Consider the following 18,344-nt stretch of genomic DNA (forward strand, 5'->3'; position numbering starts at 1 on the left):
GATCTCCTCGCCGCTGTCACAGCCATTTTCTTGACTTACCATCGCTTTCATCCTCAATCGACAGGCTGACAACTGACGGAGGCCGGAAACGATGGCGGAAGCGAACATCAAGCTTGAGGAAAGCTGGAAAGAGGCTCTGTCTCCGGAATTCGAAAGCCCCTACATGCAGCAGCTCAAGGCTTTTCTCGTCGAGGAAAAGCAGCGCGGCAAGGTGATATTTCCCCGTGGCAGCGAGTATTTCCGGGCGCTGGATCTGACCCCGCTCGACGAAGTACAGGTGGTCATTCTCGGGCAGGATCCCTATCACGGCTTCGGCCAGGCGCATGGGCTCTGCTTCAGCGTGCGCCCCGGCGTGCGCATTCCGCCGTCGCTGGTCAATATCTACAAGGAACTGGAAACCGATCTCGGCATCCCGCCGGTTCGCCACGGTTTTCTCGAAAGCTGGGCGAAACAGGGCGTCTTGCTGCTCAACAGCGTGCTGACGGTCGAGGAATCTCAGGCGGCATCGCATCAGGGCAAGGGCTGGGAGCGCTTCACCGATGCCGTCATCCGCAGGGTCAATGACGAATGCGATGGCGTCGTCTTCATGCTCTGGGGCTCCTATGCGCAGAAGAAGGCCGCTTTCGTTGATACCGAACGCCATCTGGTGCTGAAGGCGGCGCATCCGTCGCCGCTATCGGCCCATAACGGTTTTCTCGGCTGCCGGCATTTCTCCAAGGCTAATGCCTATCTCGCCGCGCATGGCCGGGATCCGATCGACTGGGCGCTGCCGAGCAATCCTGAGGCTCAGTAAGGCGCCTGGTCCCACGGATTGACGATTGAAGCGCCGGTGTCGTCGAAATCACCGATGTTGCGGGTGACGACGATGAGGTCATGAACGATCGCCGTTGCCGCGATGAGCCCATCGGCGTCACCACGCGGTCGCTGTGCCGCGATACGCCCCCATTCGACCGCAATCTGATCGGTAATGGGAAGAATGCGATTGCGATGGTCGTGCCGGAGCTTGCGCAACCATTCGTCCAGATGTGCGGCGGTACGCGGGTCCGATTTTCGCTTGAGCGCAATCCCGCGCATGATCTCTCCAAGTGTGATAACACTCAGATAGATGGTGGAGGGATCGACCGAGCGCAGCCACATAATCGCTTGGGAATTACCGCGCCGGATTTCCGAGACGACATTGGTATCGACCAGATACATCAGAAAAAGACGTCCCGGCTTGGCGTTTTATCTCGTTTAGATACGGCTTCGGCCATTTCATCGTCCCAAGCCGGCCCTGACAGCAAATCATCGGCAAGGCTTGGTTTACCGGCCAAGAGGGCATCGTAGTCTTCGGCAGACAGAACGACCACCGCGGGCTCGCCGCGCAAGGTGACGATTTGCGGCCCTTCGCTGCGTGCTTTCTGCACGACTTTTGAAAACTGGTTTTTTGCATCCTGCAACGGCCAATTCATCGAAGTCCTCGCTAGCTAGACTGTCTAGCTTAGACTAATGCCGCTCTTGTTTGGAATCAAGAGATGAGAGCGATATTGCTTCGGAGTGAACGATCAGAATTTATCGTTCACTGATTGAAGACAATCCGTTTGGCTATTGGGGGCTATCGAAATACCGCCCACAAGACCATCTTCTGCCCATGAGAAACGCCTGCCGGTGCAGGCGAGCAAAGGGGTTTAAGATGCTCAACCAGATCAAAGGTCTTCACCACGTTACCTCGATGGCGGAAGACGCCCGGACCAACAACAAGTTCTTCACGGATACGCTCGGTCTGCGCCGCGTTAAGAAAACGGTCAATTTCGACGCTCCCGATGTCTATCATCTCTACTATGGAGACGAGATCGGCACGCCGGGCACGATCATGACCTATTTCCCGTTCCCGAAGATGGCGCGCGGCCGTCCAGGCACCGGCGAAGTCGGCAATACGGTCTACTCCGTTCCGGAAGGAGCCATCGGCTATTGGACCGAGCGGCTCGGCAAGCATGGCGTCGAAGGCTTGAAGGTCGACGAATCCTTCGGTCAGAAGCGCCTGCATTTCTCAGGTCCGGATGGTGATGGCTTCGCTCTCGTCGAGATCAAGGACGACAAGCGTCTGCCCTGGACGCACAATGGCGTCGATGCCGAGCATGCCATCCGAGGCTTCCACTCCGTTGCCATGCGGCTCAGGGACGAAGGCGCCACGGCCGAACTGCTGAAATACATGGGCTACGAAGTCGTCGACACGCATGAGGGCATCAAGCGGCTTGCCATTCCCGGCGGCAACGGCGCCGACTATGTCGACCTTGAGACGATGCCGAACATCAATCGTGCGCTGCCGGGCGCGGGCTCCGTCCACCATGTCGCCTTTGCCGTCGAGGATCGTGCAAAGCAGCTCGAAGTGCGCAAGGCGCTGATGGATACGGGCTATCAAGTGACCCCGGTCATCGACCGCGATTACTTCTGGGCGATCTATTTCCGCACGCCGGGCGGCGTGCTGTTCGAAGTCGCCACCAATGAACCCGGCTTCAACCGTGACGAGGATACGGCTCATCTCGGCGAGGCGCTGAAACTGCCCGAACAGCATGCGCATTTGCGCGGCCTGATCGAGCAGCATCTTGAGCCGCTGGAAGGCTAATCGAGGAGAAGCATCATGACGGATACGACTTATGTGCACCGGCTGAAGGCCGGTGCACCCGGAAAGCCTATTCTCTTCACCTTCCATGGCACCGGCGGCGACGAGAACCAGTTCTTCGATTTTGCCGCCCGGCTGCTGCCGGACGCCACCGTCATCTCGCCGCGCGGCGATGTCTCGGAATATGGCGCGGCGCGCTTCTTCCGTCGGACGGGTGAGGGCGTCTATGACATGGCCGATCTTGCCAGGGCGACGGAAAAGATGGCGAAGTACGTCTCAGAACTGGCGGCGGAATATGGCGCATCGCAGGTGCTAGGCCTCGGCTTTTCCAACGGCGCCAATATCCTTGCCAACGTCCTGATCGAGCATGGCGATCTGTTCGATGCGGCCGTGCTGATGCATCCGCTGATCCCGTTCCAGCCGAAGGACAATGCCAGACTGGAGGGCAAGCGCATGCTGATCACGGCGGGCGAGCGCGATCCAATCGCGCCTGCGCAGGTGACCAAGGCGCTGGCTGATTATTTCGCGCGGCAGGATGCCGAGGTCACGCTCGAATGGCATCCGGGCGGCCACGATATTCGTCCCAACGAGATCGAGGCCATCGGCAAATTCCTTATGCCCTACGCGTAAGCTTGAAAAATGACCAAGCCACGCGGCAGAAAGCTCCTGCCGTGTGGTCTGCTATTTGCCGATCAGGCGCAGCATCGCCTTCGCTTGCGAGGCGGCCGCGAGCTTTTCCTTCTCGTCGATATAGTCCGTTGCGCAGAAACGATTGAGGTTTGCGGCATCCGTGCTGTCCGGCTGGGCGTGTTTCGTTTCGGCAATGACCATGCGCCAGGCGCAGCCGAGCACCTTGTCGGGTTGGATCGCCTCGTCGCAGCCGGTGCTCAGGCACAGGGCGACATGCTTCTGCGCCCGATAGCCGCCTGCGATGGCTTCCTCGTAATCGGCCTTCCAACTTTCGCGCGTATGTTCGCAGCGGGTGGGATTGCTGCTTTGGCTGCATTGCACCGTCCTGTCGACATAGGTCTGTGCCGGCGGCCATAATGGGCCGTCGACCAGGCTGACGCAGCCGCAGGCAAACAAAGTGGCTGACAGCAGGCGCAATTGATTCTCCTTCGGCCGGGTTGCCAGAACCGTAAAGCATGTCGCGCAAAAGTGTGCAGCGCTTTTGCGATAACGATATGGAAAAAATCAAGAATTTAAAACGCAAGGAGCGAATCTGAAAGATTGCGACGCGCTCTAAAGCGATCGTAAAGATGTGCAAGATCAATATGATCTTGCTAACAGCAACGGTTGGGCGGCGTCCTTCGGTCGTCCGCCAAAGCGTGTAGCGTGACCTTCCTGCAACCCTCACCATCTTCCGGCAGCTTCGGCGCGCAACGACGCAAGCTTTGCTTGTGGGCTTCAGAGCCTCCCGCTAATGATCTGGCTCTATAGGGCAGGGGATTTCATCGTGACGCTGGCGGAACAACAGCAATATAGGCTCGGCGTGATTTACGTTGCGCTCTCGGCACTTGCCTGGTCGACGTCCGGTCTCTTCGTGCGGGCGATCCATGCCGATCTCATGACGATCCTATTCTGCCGCGGAATCGTATCGGGACTTGGCGTCTTCGCGCTGTTCTTTTACATCGAGCGCCGCAACGCCTTTCGCATCCTACGCTCCATGGGCGGCCCTTCGCTGGCGGCAACGATCTTTTCCACCGCATCCATGATCAGCGGTATCGGCTCGATCTATTATACGTCGGTCGCCGATGCCATGGTCATCTATGCGACCGTGCCTTTCGTTACTGCGGGCGTCGCTTTCCTTTTCATCCGCGAACGCCCGAACTTGAGGACGCTGATTGCGAGCGGCATTGCCTTCATCGGTGTGCTTGTCATGCTTTCCGGCCATGCGAGCGATGGCGGCAGCTGGCTCGGCAAGGGGCTGGCCGCCATGATGACGCTGACGGTCGCCTGCCTTGCTGTCGTCATGCGGCAGCATCGCAATGTGCCGATGCTGCCGGCCATGGCCCTGTCCGCCTGGCTTTGCTCTTTCATCACCTTCTGGTTTGCTTCACCGCTTTCCCTGTCCGGACAGGATCTCGGCCTGATCATCGCCTTCGGCATTATTCAGAATGCGATGGGCCTCAGTCTCTATACATTCGGCTCGCGGCTGGTTCCGGCTTCCGATGCCGCCCTGCTGACGGCGCTCGAAGTGCCTCTGACGCCGCTATGGGTCTGGATGGTCTTTGCCGAGCGTCCGTCGATGGCGACGCTGATCGGCGGGCCGATCGTGCTTGCAGCACTTTTCGGACATATCCTGTTGGAAGTGCGCCGAAATCGCGCGGTTATTTCAGCGCAAGCGCATTGAACGGCTTGTCCGCATAGCATCAAAATGCTGAAATCGCTCCGATCACAAGGAGTCGGTATCGATGAAAAAGGTATTCAATCCCCCATCCGTCCGCCGCCCTTTCGGCAATTACAATCATGGCCTGCTGGTGCCGCCGGGCGCCAGCCTGCTGGTCACATCCGGCCAGCTCGGCATCGGCCTCGATGACCGCATTCCGGCTGACGTTACCGCCCAGGCTGAGCTATGTTTCAAGGCGATCAATGCCATCCTGGATGAAGCCGGCATGAGCTTTGCCGACGTCATCCGCATTTCCGGCTTCGTCACCACGCGCGAGGATTTTCCCGCCTACATGGCCGTGCGCGATCGTTATGTCCTGGATCCCAAGCCGGTCTCCACTCTGCTGATCGTCGGCGGGTTCACCCGAGCCGAGTTTCTGGTCGAGGTCGAGGTCACGGCGGCAAAGGTGATGTGATGGCGACCGGTCATCCCGAGCATTCGGCCGATCCGTCGATGCCGCGCATTCTGGGACTTTACGAGACGCATCTCACGGTCGCAGATCTCCAGCGCTCGATAGCCTTCTATCGCGATGTCTTGAAGCTGGAAGTCGGGACCGTCATCGAGAGCAGGAATGTCGCCTTCTTTTGGATCGACGATAAACGGATGGGCATGCTCGGCCTTTGGGAAACGGGCAGCTCCCCTCTCAAGATGCGCCTTCATATTGCCTTCAGAACCTCTCTCGCCGATGTAATCGGCTCTGCCGCCGCATTGAAGGCTCATGGCGTTCAGCCGAAGGGCTTCAATGGCGAGCCGCTCGATGAGCCGGTCGTTGTCGGTTGGATGCCGGCAGTCGCGCAGTATTTTTCCGATCCCGACGGGCATTCGATCGAATTCATCCATGTGCTTGATGAGGTGGCCGATCCAGGTTTCGGCGTGAAGCCCTATTCGCAATGGTTGTCGCGGTCAAAGCCTGCAGCTTGACCGGCACTGGCCGAACCTCCCTTTCAACAGACTTTTCGTCGTCCTCCTTATGATCTATGCGGATAGGATAAGAGCAATACCGCCGATAAGGCCAATTCCAGGGCGCGCAGAGGCATGGAAGACGAACATGACCCAGAATATCTACGACGATCCGGCCTTCTTCGACGGCTATAGCCGCCTGCAGCGCTCGGTCGACGGGCTGGCAGGTGCTGCCGAATGGCCTGCCATCCGTGCCTTGATGCCTGACATGAAGGACCTTGACGTCGTCGATCTCGGCTGCGGTTTCGGATGGTTCTGCCGGTGGGCCGTCGGGCAGGGAGCCGCCAGCGTGCTGGGCCTCGACGTCTCCGAGAAGATGCTGGAGCGGGCTCGCGCCGAGACGGCGGATGCACGCGTTGGCTATGATCGAGCCGATCTGGAGAAGCTTCAGCTTCCCGAGGCAACCTTCGATCTCGTCTATAGTTCCCTGGCCTTCCACTATATCGAAGGCTTTGCAGGCCTTCTGGCGACGATCCGTCAGGCGCTGAAGCCGGGCGGCCGGCTGATCTTTTCGATCGAACATCCGATCTACATGGCGCCACGGCAGCCGGAATGGCTTGATGATGCCGAGGGTCACAGGATTTGGCCGCTCAGCGCCTATCAGATCGAAGGGCCGCGGGTGACGAACTGGCTCGCGGAAGGTGTCGTCAAGCAGCACCGGACGATGAGCACGACGTTGAACCTATTGATCAAGTCGGGCTTCGCCATTGCGCATGTCGAGGAATGGTCGCCAAGCGACGAGGAGCTGGTCGCCCATCCGGATTGGGCAATCGAGCGCGAGCGGCCGATGTTTCTTCTGATTTCCACCCGGACCTGAAACCTGCTTCGGAATGTTCTCACAGCTTCGGTTTCTGCCTTGGTTTATTTTCCTTTTGTTTATAGATTTTATAGGGAATTAATTGCTCGCGAAGCGCCGCTTCCGTAAAATGTCGTTTCTTGAGGCGCATCGATCCTCCCGATAGTGTGGGTTATCCGGCGCGAGTTAGGGGACTGTTGGAATGAACATGAAAACCTCCGTGGCAATCGAGAGGGCGGTGCCTGTCGTCGATCCGGATATTGCGCGCGCCGATTTTCGTAACGCCATGGCACGGATGGCGGCAGCCGTGAACATCGTCACGACCGATGGTCCGGCCGGGCTTGCCGGCTTTGCGGCGACCGCAGTCTGCAGTGTCACCGACAGCCCTCCGACTTTGCTCGTCTGCCTCAATCGCGGCGCTTCCGTTCATCCCGCCGTCACGCAGAACGGTGTGCTCTGCGTCAATGTCTTGTCGGAAGCGCATGAGGATCTGTCGCGTCTCTTCGGCGGCAAGACCCCGGTCGCCGAGCGTTTCGCGGCCGCCTCCTGGTCGGAATTGTCCACCGGTGCGCCGGTGCTGGAAGATGCTCTCGTGTCGTTCGATTGCCGGATTGTGCGTCGGGCCGATGGCGGCACGCATGACATTCTGTTCTGCGAGGTCGATGCCATCCGCCAGCGCGATAGCGGGCAGGGGCTCATCTATTTCGACCGGGCCTATCATTCCGCGGGTCAGGCCGAGTAGGCCGGCTTTCTCATCGCTTCACGCCAGAAAGTCTTCGATCGCTTTCATGACGAGGGCAGGGCGCTCGCGATGTGGCGAATGTCCAGTATCCGGCAGGATATGGAGCGACCCATGTCCGGCCGCGATCCGGCGCGGATGGGCCTCGGAGCCGTATTCGTCACGATCTCCGTGAATTGCAAGCACCGGGCAATGAAGCTTTTCAAGTGCCGCATCAAGGCTCCACTCGGCGCGTTCGGGAGCAAGCCAGGTATCGATCCATGCGCGCAGCACCCAATCGGTCTTGCTGCCGTGATATCTGGCAAGCCGGGCGAAGGTCTCCGCCGATCTGAATTCCTGCTGCGCGACCCTGATACCCTGCAGGGTTCTCTCCTCCACGAAAGCCTGAGCGGCAATGGTGATCACGGCCCGGCAGCGTTCGCCAAAGCTCGCTCCCGTCTCCACGGCCATACCGCCGCCCACGCTGTGCCCGCAGGCGACGAATTCCCGAATGGAGAATTTTTCGCACAGCAGCGGCACGGCCTGCCCGGCCTCCAGGGCCACGAAATTCTGTTGCAAAACGTCCGTGCGGGCGTCGGACCGACCGAAGCCCAGCCGATCATAGGCGATCACCTGACGGCCGAGGGAGCGGGCAAGCTGTTCCGGGAAATCTCTCCAGAGCGTGATACATCCGAGGGAATCGTGAAACAGGATTATCGGCGGCAAGGAAGTCTCGGCATCCGATGCCCAAGATCTGGCATGGAGGCGCCCGGCGTCGCTCTCGACCCAATGTTCCGTTTCGACGATGCCTGCCATTTCGCTCAATAGTTTTCCTGATACCACTCGACGAAGCGCCGCACGCCTTCGTCGACTTCGATCTGCGGCTTGAAGCCGGTCAGCGCCACCAGCAGGTCCGGTACGGCATAGGTATTATGGACGTCGCCGGGCTGCATGGGCAGCATCTTGCGGATCGCCTGTTTGCCGAGCATCGTTTCGATCGTCTCGACGAATTGCAGCAGCCCCACCGGCTGCCCGCCGCCGATATTGACGACCCGGAAGGGGGCGTTCTTCGACAGGGTGTCGATGACTATATCCGACACCACGCGGTTTTCCTCCGACGGCACCACACCGATGAGGCGGACGATGCCTTCGACGAGATCATCGATATAGGTGAAATCGCGGCTCATCTTGCCTTCGCCGTAGATTTCGATTGGCCTGTCGTTGCGGATGGCATCGACGAACTTGAACAGCGCCATGTCCGGGCGGCCCCAAGGGCCATAGACCGTGAAGAAGCGGAAGGCGGTCGTGGGCAGATTAAAGAGATGGGCATAGCTATGTGCCATCAGCTCCATGCTCTTCTTGGTGGCCGCATAGATCGTCATCTGCTCGTCGGCCTTGTCGCTTTCGGCAAAGGGGATCTTTTCATTGGCGCCGTAGACGGAGGAGGTGGAGGCAAGCAGCAGGTGCTTCGGCTGCAGATCTCTTGCCAGTTCCAGGATGTTGAACGAGCCGACGAGGTTGGAATCGACATAGGAACGCGGATTTTCGAGGCTGTAGCGCACGCCTGCCTGGGCGGCGAGATGGACGATCACATCAGGCTCGGCGAGCTCGGCTGCATGGTCGAGCGCCGCCTTGTCTTCCAGCATGCCGGTGACGGCCTTGAAGCCGTTGGAGCGCGCGAGGATGGCCGTGCGCTTCTCCTTGAGCCTGATATCGTAATAGGGCGTCATGCCGTCGAAGCCGACCACGAAATGACCCTCGTCGAGCAGGCGCTTGGCGAGGTGGAATCCGATGAAGCCGGCGGTGCCGGTGATGAGATAGCGCATTGGTCGGCCTTTGCTTAAAGCATTTCCAGGAAAAGTGCGTAGCGGTTTTCCGTTCGGAATGCGTAAACGCTCTACAGTGTGGCGTCGTTCGAGGGTCTGCCGACGCTTGTATAGGCAAAGCCGTGCTTTGTGACCTCGTCATGGCGATAGATGTTTCTAAGGTCGACGAGGACCGGCGCCTTCATCACGGATTTCAACCGGGCAAAGTCCAGCGCGCGGAACTGGTTCCACTCGGTGACGATGACGAGCGCGTCGGCGCCGCGTGCGGCGTCATAGGCATCCTCGGCATAGGCGATGTTGTCGATCACCAGGCGAGCATTCTCCATGCCCTCAGGATCGTAGCCTGTTACCGTGGCGCCGGCATCCTGCAGCGTCTGGATGATCGAGATCGAAGGGCTATCGCGCATGTCGTCGGTGTTCGGCTTGAAAGTCAGGCCGAGGACCGCGATCGCCTTGCCTCTGATATCGCCGCCCATGGCCGCGATCACCTTGCGGCCCATGGCGCGCTTGCGATTGTCGTTGATCGACACGGTCGTTTCGATCAGGCGCACGGGGCTGTCGTAATCCTGCGCCGTCTTGGCGAGCGCCAGCGTATCCTTCGGGAAGCAGGAGCCGCCGTAGCCCGGGCCGGCATGCAGGAATTTCGAACCGATGCGGCCGTCAAGCCCGATGCCGCGCGAGACCTCCTGTACATTGGCGCCTACCTTTTCGCAGAGATCGGCCATCTCGTTGATGAAAGTGATCTTCATGGCGAGGAAGGCATTGGCGGCGTATTTGATCAGTTCCGACGTGCGGCGGGAGGTAAAGAGCAGCGGCGCCTGGTTGAGGTAGAGCGGCCGGTAGACTTCGGTCATGACACCGCGGGCGCGGTCGTCGTTGAGGCCGATGACGATGCGGTCCGGTCGCTTGAAATCCTCGATCGCGGCACCCTCGCGCAGGAATTCCGGATTGGAGACGACGGCGACGTCGGCTTGCGGATTGGTTTCGCGCACGATGCGTTCGACCTCGTCGCCGGTGCCGACCGGTACAGTCGATTTGGTGACGATGACGGTGAAGCCTTTGACGTGCTGGGCAATCTCGCGGGCAGCCGCATGGACATAGGAAAGATCGGCATGGCCGTCGCCGCGCCGTGACGGCGTGCCGACGGCGATGAAGACGACGTCGCTGTCGGCGACGCTGGTTTCGACGTCCGTGGTGAAGGAGAGGCGGCCGGCGCGGACATTGTCCGCAACGAGTTGCTCGAGGCCCGGTTCGAAGATCGGTATTTCACCTCGCCGCAGTGCCTCGATCTTGCTTGCGTCCTTATCGACGCAGATGACGTCATGGCCGAAGTCGGCAAAGCAGACGCCGGACACCAGCCCCACATAACCCGAGCCGATCATCGTGATGCGCATGAAACTTCAATCCTCTAGCTTGCGCCGGCTTCGGCGTCGAAACGCAAAGCCGGCATTGGCGATTGTCTGCGCTTATACACAGGATCGCGGGGGACGCCTATATGCGATGCCTTTTCCGGGGACAATTGCAACAGAAGTGTCACAGAGGAAGTCATAATTCATGTCGTTCTTCTGAGGCTATTGTCTGTCGCCGGTGAAACGAAGCCTTTGTACTTTAAGCTTATGGCTATTGCTTGTGATTGGCATCATGTTGCCGCATGATGAATTGGGCGCAATCGTTCCGTGGGGAGCGGGTGTGTAATGGGCGGTTCGGGACTATTGCATGAAGTCGACTTTTGCCGTGCGTACAATGCGGGCTGGCGAGCTGGAGCTTGCTCTGGAATGGGCCCGGCAAGAGGGATGGAATCCCGGTGTCGATGATGCTCCGGCCTTCTGGGAAGCGGATCCATCCGGCTTTCTGGTCGGCGCGATCGGAGAGGTGCCGGTCGGCTGCATCTCCGTCGTTCGATATGGCGAGGCTTTCGCGTTTCTCGGCCTTTACATTCTCCATCCGGAGCTTCGCGGCCGGGGATACGGCAAGCAGCTCTGGAACAAGGGCATGATGCTTGCCGGCAACCGCACCGTCGGACTGGACGGCGTCGTCGCGCAACAGGAAAACTACCGCCGGCACGGTTTCGAAACCGCTTACCGGACCCTGCGCTACGGCGGTATCCCCAAGGTGCCCGATGTGGATGAGCAGCAGGCAAGGCAGGTGATGCCGGTAACCGACAACAAGCTTGACGGGCTGGTGCACTATGATGCGGAAATCTTCCCCGGCCTGCGCCATTCCTTCATTCGTGCCTGGTGCGGCGCTCCGGAGAGGCGCGCGTCCTTCATCGTGGGCGGCGGCAGCAGGGTTCGCGGCTATGGCACGATCCGGCGCTGCTTCGAGGGCTACAAGATCGGCCCGCTGTTCGCCAACAAGCCGGAGGTGGCGCTTGCCTTGTTGAGCAGACTGCTGGCGCAAGCCAAAGGGGCGCCGGTCTATCTGGATGTGCCGGCGGACAATGCTCACGCCATCAAGCTTGCGGAAGATTGCGGCTTGTCGCCGGTCTTCGAAACGGCTCGCATGTATCGCGGCAAGGCGCCGGAAGTACCGCTCGATCGCGTTTTTGCCGTGACCACGCTCGAGCTCGGTTAGCCGCAATCTTCTTGCGCCAGCCAGGAACGGGAGCAGCCGATCTCCGATAGAAGAGTCATCGCGGCATCGGAGTATAACCGGCGCGATGGTTTCGGCAGACCACCAGTATTTCCATGTCGTTGCGCACAAGCCTGGTCTTTAATGAGGAGAGGCAGTTAGCTGGATGAAGGCTATTCGCGGACCCTGCCCAGCCGCTGGCCGGGAAAAATCCTGTTGGAGGGGCTGATTCGTCATGCAAAAAGCCGAATCTCCTGAGACAACAGGGTCGCTTTCCCAAAAACAAAGCTTTATAGATGCGCGGGTTTGAGCAAGGCGCGCGGCTGCGCGCAGGAAGCGGGAATGGATAAATGACGAATGTTGTAGTGATCGGCTCGCAGTGGGGTGACGAAGGCAAGGGCAAGATTGTCGACTGGCTTTCGGAACGCGCCGATGTGATTGTGCGCTTTCAGGGCGGTCATAATGCCGGTCATACGCTTGTCGTCGATGGTGTCAGCTACAAGCTGGCGCTGCTGCCCTCAGGGCTCGTGCGCGGCAAGCTCAGCGTCATCGGCAATGGCGTCGTCGTCGATCCTCATCATTTTGTCGCCGAAGTAGAAAAGCTGCGCGCCCAAGGCGTCGCGGTTACCCCCGATGTGCTGCGCATTGCTGAGAATGCACCGCTGATCCTGTCGCTGCACCGTGATCTGGACGCCATGCGTGAAGATGCCGCCTCCAACAGCGGCACGAAGATCGGCACGACGCGTCGCGGCATCGGTCCTGCCTATGAAGACAAGGTTGGCCGCCGCGCCATCCGCGTCATCGATCTTGCCGAGCCGGAAACGCTGCCTGCCAAGATCGACCGGCTTCTGACCCATCATAATGCACTGCGCCGCGGCATGGGCGTCAACGAAATCTCGTTCGATGCGCTGCACCAGGAGCTCAGTTCCGTAGCGGAGCATATCCTTCCCTATATCGATCAGGTCTGGCGATTGCTCGACGAGCAGCGCAAGGCGGGCGCCCGTATTCTTTTCGAAGGTGCGCAAGGTGCGCTCTTGGACAATGATCACGGCACCTATCCTTTCGTGACCTCCTCCAACACGGTGGCCGGACAGGCCGCAGCCGGCTCGGGCCTTGGCCCGACGGCGCTAGGTTACGTGCTCGGCATCACCAAGGCATATACCACCCGCGTCGGCGAGGGACCGTTCCCTTGCGAGCTGCATGACGAGATTGGCCAGCATCTGTCGACCGTCGGCCGTGAAGTCGGCGTTAACACCGGCCGTCCGCGCCGCTGCGGCTGGTTCGATGCCGTGCTGGTGCGCCAGACCGTGAAGACCTCGGGCATCACCGGTATCGCACTTACCAAGCTCGACGTTCTCGACGGCCTCGACGAGCTGAAGATCTGCGTCGGCTACACGCTCGACGGCAAGGAAATCGACTACCTGCCGGCAAGCCAGGCGGCGCAGGCCCGCGTCGAGCCGATCTACATCACGCTCGAAGGCTGGAAGGAATCGACCGTCGGCGCGCGCAAATGGGCCGATCTGCCGGCGCAGGCGATCAAATATGTCCGCCAGGTGGAGGAGCTGATCGGAGCGCCGGTCGCGCTGCTTTCGACCAGTCCGGAGCGCGAGGACACCATACTTGTGACTGACCCCTTTGAGGGCTAAAGTCGCGTATCTATGACGAATCCCGGCCCGGCTGCCCGCCGGGCATCATGAGAAAGTACTGATGGCGGATTTTGTAGCAGTTATTCGACGGGCCGTTGACGGCCTGACGGACAATACTCCCGAAATGCGGGTCAAGGTTTACGATCGAGCTCGTGGTGCCGTGCAACGGCAGCTCGAGAGCATGAAGCCGCGCCCCCCCGAGGAAATGCTGCGCCGTCAGCTCGACAAGCTCGAGGCCGCAATCGTCGAGGTCGAGGCCGAGCATGCCGAGGCCCTTCCCGGAGCGGAGGAGCCGGTCGCGGAAGCGCCTGCGGTGCACGAGGATACCGCTCCCGAGCCCGTTCACGAGCAACATCCGGCTGAAGAAGTCCATGCCGAAGCGGATGTGGAAGAGCCTGCAGCGGCTCCCGCCGAGGTTCATGCGCATGAGGAGCCGGACGTTGCCCCGCCGGCCGACGAAGAACCTGTCCATGAGGAGCCCGCTCACGAGGAGCCTGCTTCGCATGTGGAGCAGGACCATGCACATGAGCATCAGCCTGTCGAGGAATGGAGCGAGCCGCAACGCGAAGAGGAACCCCATGTTCCTGCTGCCGAACATGCCGGCGTTGAGCACCATGCCGAGATAGACGAGGAGCCGACCCTCGAGCCGGTTTATCAGGACGAGCCGCAACATCATGCGGAGGAAGCGCCGGCGGTTGCCGTCGAGCCTGTCCACGCCGCGCCCGGGCAACGCGCGCAATCCACGCCGGTCGACGACGTCATAAGCCAGGTCGAGCAGATCTGGGCCGAGGTGGATGCGCCGACCCGTCATTCCCAGCCCGAACCGGTCATGCCGGCCGCGGCTTTCGCGGAGACACCGTTCGGCCATCCCGTCGAGGCATCCGAGACCGCGAAGGCGCCCGCTATCAACAAGGGCTTTGCCTGGGACGCCGATGTCTTCGAGGAATTGCAGTCTTCGTCTACCGCTGCCACGCCGGTTCAGCAGCCAGCTCGGCAGATGCCGGAAAACGCTTTTGACGACGTCGATCTCTTTGCGGATGTGCATTCTCCCGGCAAAATGGCGCCTGATGCCGACGCGGCCAACGATGGCTGGCGCGAACTCAAGGAGCTTGCCGGCTTCGATAAGCGCGCGGAAGACGAGCGGGGCGGCGGTTCTTCCGTTCCGCCTGATCTCGATCAGGGCATGGCGGCAAAACTGCAGGGTCGCAGCTTCCGCATGGAGCCGAAGCGCCGTCGTCTCAACGTTACCGGCATCATCGTCACGCTTGTAGGACTTGCGGTCGTCGGGGGAGGTGGTTATGCGGCCTGGCTGAACCGTGATGCGCTCAACAACATGGTGACGAAACTCGTCAGCTCGGCAACGAAGAACGGAGCGACGCCACCTGCTGCGGATACGGCAGGCAATAATGCCCCGAAGAACGGTAACGCTTCCACCCCTGCCCAGCAGCAGGCGGCTGCGCCGCAGCCGAACAATCCTGCGAGCCAGCAGCCGTGGGGCGCCGGCAATACGGATGTCGCCGCGGCGACCAGTGACCCGAATACGGTCAATACAAAGTTCACGCAGCGTCTTCTGGCCAATGGCACCGAAGAGGATAAGGGGCCGGCCGCGAATGGTCAGCCGGGTGTCGTCGAGGGCAAGTCCGTTGCGCAGCAGAATGTTGCTTCCGCCGCACCGTCCGCGACGGCGACGCAGCCTGCGAACAATGCCGCGGCCGCGCAGACCCAGGCGCCTGCGACCGCCGCGCCGAGCCCATCCGCTTCTACGGACCAGCAGACACCCCCGGCCAGCCAGCAACAGCAGGCACCTGCCAATCAGCCGCCGTCCGTGACGCAGCAGACGGCGACGGCTACCGACGGGCAGAAGGTTTTCCTTTATGAGGAGCGCCTCGGCCAGACGTCGCCCTCCGCCTTCCAGGGCACCGTCACCTGGTCCGTTCAGGAAGGCAAGGGGGCCGATGGCCGGCCGGAACCTTCGGTACAGGGTCTCATCACCGTCCCGGATCGCGGCCTGACCGCCACCATCACCGTTTCGCGAAATTCGGATTCCTCGCTTCCGGCGAGCCATCTGATCGAGCTGGCGTTCCAGGTTCCTCCGACATTCGAAGGCGGGGCGATCGATAATGTCCAGCGCGTTGCATTGAAAGCGACCGAGCAGGATCGCGGCGATGCGTTGATCGCGGTGCCGGCCAAGGTGACCGACGATGTCTACATGGTCGCGCTCAACGATTTCCCGGATGCGCGCAAGACCAACCTCGATCTCTTGAAGAGCCGTAACTGGATCGACATTCCGGTCGTCTATCGCAACGGCCGACGCGCCCTGCTGACGATGGAAAAGGGTCCGACCGGCACCGATGCCTTCAACAAGGCAATTTCGGAATGGCAGGCACTTGGCGGTGTCGCCTCGAGCGGTCAGTAAGGCTTTCTGAAATCGATGGATATGAAAAAGGCGGGCTTGCGGCCCGCCTTTTCATTTTTACCCATTGAGAAACCTATTCGAAGACAGGCTTCAGGCGGTCGCTTCGACGACGCGCAGCGCCTTGGCGCGTTCCAGCGCATCCTTCTGGACGGCTTCCTGAACCTTTTCGAAGGCACGAACCTCGATCTGGCGGACACGTTCGCGGCTGATGTCGAATTCGGACGAGAGATCCTCCAAGGTCACCGGCTCATCGGCGAGGCGGCGTGCCTCAAAGATGCGGCGCTCGCGATCGTTCAGCACGCCCATGGCGCGCGCCAGCATGCGGCGGCGTGTGTCGAGCTCGTCCTGTTCGATCAGCACGTCTTCCTGGCTGTCGTGATCGTCGACAAGCCAATCCTGCCATTGGCCGGAATCGCCTTCGGAAGCCTTGATCGGCGCGTTCAGCGAAGCGTCGCCGGAAAGGCGGCGGTTCATCGAAACGACTTCCTCTTCAGAGACGTTCAGCTTGGTGGCGATCTCGGTCACGTGTTCCGGCTTCAGGTCGCCGTCATCAATGGCCTGGATACGGCCCTTCAGGCGGCGCAGGTTAAAGAACAGGCGCTTCTGATTGGCGGTCGTGCCCATCTTCACCAGCGACCATGAGCGCAGGATATATTCCTGGATCGAAGCCTTGATCCACCACATGGCATAGGTTGCCAGGCGGAAGCCGCGTTCCGGGTCAAACTTCTTCACGGCCTGCATCAGGCCGACATTGCCTTCCGACACGACTTCGCCGATCGGCAGGCCATAGCCGCGATAGCCCATGGCGATCTTCGCCACGAGGCGCAGATGGCTGGTGACGAGCTTGTGCGCGGCCTGACGGTCGGCATGTTCCGCATAGCGCTTGGCGAGCATGTACTCTTCCTGCGGTTCCAGCATCGGGAACTTGCGGATCTCGTCGAGATAACGATTAAGGCCGGTTTCTCCGGCGGCAATGGATGGCAAGGTATTACGGGCCATGATTGTGCACCCTCCTATTCAAGATTTGGTTCCTCCTGGGGGCGTATTTTGCGCGCCTTCTTCGAAGCGGACCAAGGCGTACGGGTCCGAGGACCCCGCACTGAACCAATGTAAAGATAAGTACGGCGAAACGGTGATTCAAGGATGTGGTCACGCAAGTGTTACTGCAGCGTGACCATCGGTCTCGCCGTGACATCGCCCTTGAGATTATCCTCCCGAATGTTCCGGCACCAGACGATTCCGCCATATCGACCCCGAAAACGCGGTCGCGTTTTCGACAGGCACAAGCGCTCGGACTTCGGTCCTCCATGTCTAATATTATAGGGCGGCAGGTCGCGGGCGTCCAGCGGTAAGGCTGAGAAGCCTCCTGCCTATCCCCTGAGAGCCTCTATCAGCTCTTCCATATCATCAGGCAGTGGCGCCTCGAAATGCATGACCTCACCGGTGCGTGGATGCTCGAATTGCAGCATGTAGGCGTGCAGAGCCTGACGCGTGAAGCGATGGACGGCCTGCTTTGCAGCTTCCGGCAGGAGATTGGCCTTGGTCTTGAAGCCACCGCCATAAACGGCGTCGCCGAGCAGCGGGTGGCCGATATGGGCCATGTGCACGCGGATTTGATGCGTCCGGCCAGTTTCGAGATGGCACTCGATCAGCGAGGCAAGTGCGATCGCGTCCTGTCCTTCGTGGAAACGCTCCAGCACCTCGTAATGCGTGATCGCCTCATCGGCGTCCTGCGAATCCGGGCGCTTGACGGCGCGGCGCGTGCGGTCGCTACTCGACCGGCCGAGGGGCGCATCGATGGTGCCGACAAGCTGGCGGGGGCGCCCCCAGACGATGGCCTGATAGGCACGCTCCAGCGAGGTCGTCCTGCCATGGTCGGCAAATTGCAGCGACAGATGCCTGTGGGCGACATCGTTCTTGGCGACGACCATCACACCCGTCGTATCCTTGTCCAGCCGATGGACGATGCCTGGGCGACGGACGCCGCCGATGCCGGAGAGGCTGCTGCCGCAATGATGGATCAGGGCATTGACCAGCGTGCCGGTCCAATTGCCGGCGCTGGGATGGACGACCAGCCCGGCGGGCTTGGCGATGACGATCACATCATCGTCCTCATAGAGGACGTCGAGCGGGATATCCTCGCCCTGCGGCGTCGGATCCTCCGGCTCGGGCAGGGTGATCTCATAGACATCGCCGGGGCGCACCTTGCGCTTGGCGTCCGTCACAGGCGCATTGTTGAGCAGAACCGCGCCCTGCTTGATCAGTGCCTGCGCGCGGCTGCGGGAGAATTCCTCGCCGATCTCGGCCGTCAGCCACGCATCGAGCCGTCCTTCGGCATTTTCATCGGCGGTTAGGACTTTTCTAATGCTCGCGGCTTCTTTAAAGGGGTCGCTCAAATCTATTCTCCGGCGCACAAAGCG

At 60.5% G+C, this 18,344-nt stretch carries 19 protein-coding genes; 11 read left to right on the forward strand and 8 right to left on the reverse strand.

Annotation, left to right across the window (positions count from 1 at the left end):
* Nucleotides 1-91 precede the first annotated feature (91 nt).
* Entirely contained in the window at nt 92-793 is a 702-nt protein-coding gene (gene ung, locus FP026_RS10245; RefSeq protein ID WP_149634511.1) for a uracil-DNA glycosylase, read from the forward strand.
* Here ung and FP026_RS10250 read toward each other — a convergent pair.
* Entirely contained in the window at nt 787-1,197 is a 411-nt protein-coding gene (locus FP026_RS10250; RefSeq protein ID WP_149634512.1) for a type II toxin-antitoxin system VapC family toxin, read from the reverse strand. The genes ung and FP026_RS10250 overlap by 7 nt on opposite strands.
* Nucleotides 1,197-1,451, reverse strand: a complete 255-nt coding sequence (locus tag FP026_RS10255) for a type II toxin-antitoxin system Phd/YefM family antitoxin (RefSeq protein ID WP_149634513.1) — start codon at nt 1,449-1,451, stop codon at nt 1,197-1,199. The genes FP026_RS10250 and FP026_RS10255 overlap by 1 nt, the downstream gene beginning before the upstream one ends.
* Before the next feature lie 221 nt (nt 1,452-1,672).
* Between FP026_RS10255 and FP026_RS10260 the strand changes: the two genes are divergently transcribed.
* Together FP026_RS10260 and FP026_RS10265 are read left to right on the forward strand one after the other, a co-directional pair.
* Nucleotides 1,673-2,605 (forward strand): VOC family protein, encoded by a 933-nt coding sequence (locus FP026_RS10260; RefSeq protein WP_149634514.1) that lies wholly within the window; start codon nt 1,673-1,675, stop codon nt 2,603-2,605.
* Between the two features lie 15 nt (nt 2,606-2,620).
* Complete coding sequence (locus FP026_RS10265; protein ID WP_149634515.1) at nt 2,621-3,232, forward strand: alpha/beta hydrolase; 612 nt, start codon at nt 2,621-2,623, stop codon at nt 3,230-3,232.
* 51 nt (nt 3,233-3,283) lie between these two features.
* Here the strand turns inward: FP026_RS10265 and FP026_RS10270 are convergent, their stop codons facing one another.
* Nucleotides 3,284-3,709: a hypothetical protein gene (locus FP026_RS10270; protein ID WP_149634516.1), complete on the reverse strand. Its 426-nt coding sequence runs from the start codon at nt 3,707-3,709 to the stop codon at nt 3,284-3,286.
* Nucleotides 3,710-4,025: 316 nt separating this feature from the next.
* On the opposite strand from FP026_RS10270, the gene FP026_RS10275 reads away from it, so the two are divergent.
* The 5 genes from FP026_RS10275 (at nt 4,026) to rutF (ending at nt 7,489) form a co-directional block, all read left to right on the forward strand.
* Nucleotides 4,026-4,955: a DMT family transporter gene (locus tag FP026_RS10275; protein ID WP_246665305.1), complete on the forward strand. Its 930-nt coding sequence runs from the start codon at nt 4,026-4,028 to the stop codon at nt 4,953-4,955.
* Nucleotides 4,956-5,016: 61 nt separating this feature from the next.
* Entirely contained in the window at nt 5,017-5,406 is a 390-nt protein-coding gene (locus tag FP026_RS10280) for a RidA family protein (protein ID WP_149634517.1), read from the forward strand.
* Nucleotides 5,406-5,912 (forward strand): VOC family protein, encoded by a 507-nt coding sequence (locus FP026_RS10285; RefSeq protein WP_149634518.1) that lies wholly within the window; start codon nt 5,406-5,408, stop codon nt 5,910-5,912. Before FP026_RS10280 ends, FP026_RS10285 begins: the two co-directional genes overlap by 1 nt.
* Nucleotides 5,913-6,039: 127 nt before the next feature.
* Nucleotides 6,040-6,768 carry a class I SAM-dependent methyltransferase gene (locus FP026_RS10290; RefSeq protein WP_149634519.1) on the forward strand — a complete coding sequence of 243 codons (729 nt, stop codon included), beginning with the start codon at nt 6,040-6,042 and terminating at the stop codon, nt 6,766-6,768.
* Between the two features lie 181 nt (nt 6,769-6,949).
* A complete protein-coding gene (gene rutF, locus FP026_RS10295; protein ID WP_188112547.1) occupies nt 6,950-7,489 on the forward strand; it encodes an NADH-dependent FMN reductase RutF in 540 nt (179 codons plus the stop codon).
* An 18-nt stretch (nt 7,490-7,507) separates the two neighbouring features.
* Here rutF and FP026_RS10300 read toward each other — a convergent pair whose 3' ends face one another.
* From FP026_RS10300 to FP026_RS10310, 3 genes are all read right to left on the reverse strand, one after another.
* Entirely contained in the window at nt 7,508-8,281 is a 774-nt protein-coding gene (locus FP026_RS10300) for an alpha/beta fold hydrolase (protein WP_188112561.1), read from the reverse strand.
* 5 nt (nt 8,282-8,286) lie between these two features.
* Nucleotides 8,287-9,291: an NAD-dependent epimerase gene (locus tag FP026_RS10305; RefSeq protein WP_149634521.1), complete on the reverse strand. Its 1,005-nt coding sequence runs from the start codon at nt 9,289-9,291 to the stop codon at nt 8,287-8,289.
* A 71-nt stretch (nt 9,292-9,362) separates the two neighbouring features.
* Nucleotides 9,363-10,685 (reverse strand): UDP-glucose dehydrogenase family protein, encoded by a 1,323-nt coding sequence (locus tag FP026_RS10310; protein WP_149634522.1) that lies wholly within the window; start codon nt 10,683-10,685, stop codon nt 9,363-9,365.
* A 322-nt stretch (nt 10,686-11,007) separates the two neighbouring features.
* On the opposite strand from FP026_RS10310, the gene FP026_RS10315 reads away from it, so the two are divergent.
* The 3 genes from FP026_RS10315 (at nt 11,008) to FP026_RS10325 (ending at nt 15,924) form a co-directional block, all read left to right on the forward strand.
* A complete protein-coding gene (locus tag FP026_RS10315) occupies nt 11,008-11,865 on the forward strand; it encodes a GNAT family N-acetyltransferase (RefSeq protein ID WP_149634523.1) in 858 nt (285 codons plus the stop codon).
* 347 nt (nt 11,866-12,212) lie between these two features.
* Nucleotides 12,213-13,508: an adenylosuccinate synthase gene (locus FP026_RS10320; RefSeq protein ID WP_149634524.1), complete on the forward strand. Its 1,296-nt coding sequence runs from the start codon at nt 12,213-12,215 to the stop codon at nt 13,506-13,508.
* A gap of 61 nt (nt 13,509-13,569) precedes the next feature.
* Complete coding sequence (locus tag FP026_RS10325; protein ID WP_149634525.1) at nt 13,570-15,924, forward strand: hypothetical protein; 2,355 nt, start codon at nt 13,570-13,572, stop codon at nt 15,922-15,924.
* A gap of 90 nt (nt 15,925-16,014) precedes the next feature.
* Here FP026_RS10325 and rpoH read toward each other — a convergent pair whose 3' ends face one another.
* Nucleotides 16,015-16,923 (reverse strand): RNA polymerase sigma factor RpoH, encoded by a 909-nt coding sequence (rpoH, locus tag FP026_RS10330; RefSeq protein ID WP_149634526.1) that lies wholly within the window; start codon nt 16,921-16,923, stop codon nt 16,015-16,017.
* A gap of 371 nt (nt 16,924-17,294) precedes the next feature.
* Nucleotides 17,295-18,320 (reverse strand): RluA family pseudouridine synthase, encoded by a 1,026-nt coding sequence (locus FP026_RS10335; protein WP_149634527.1) that lies wholly within the window; start codon nt 18,318-18,320, stop codon nt 17,295-17,297.
* Nucleotides 18,321-18,344: the final 24 nt, after the last annotated feature.

Source organism: Martinezella tropici, assembly GCF_008370325.1.
Classification (GTDB): domain Bacteria; phylum Pseudomonadota; class Alphaproteobacteria; order Rhizobiales; family Rhizobiaceae; genus Rhizobium; species Rhizobium tropici_B.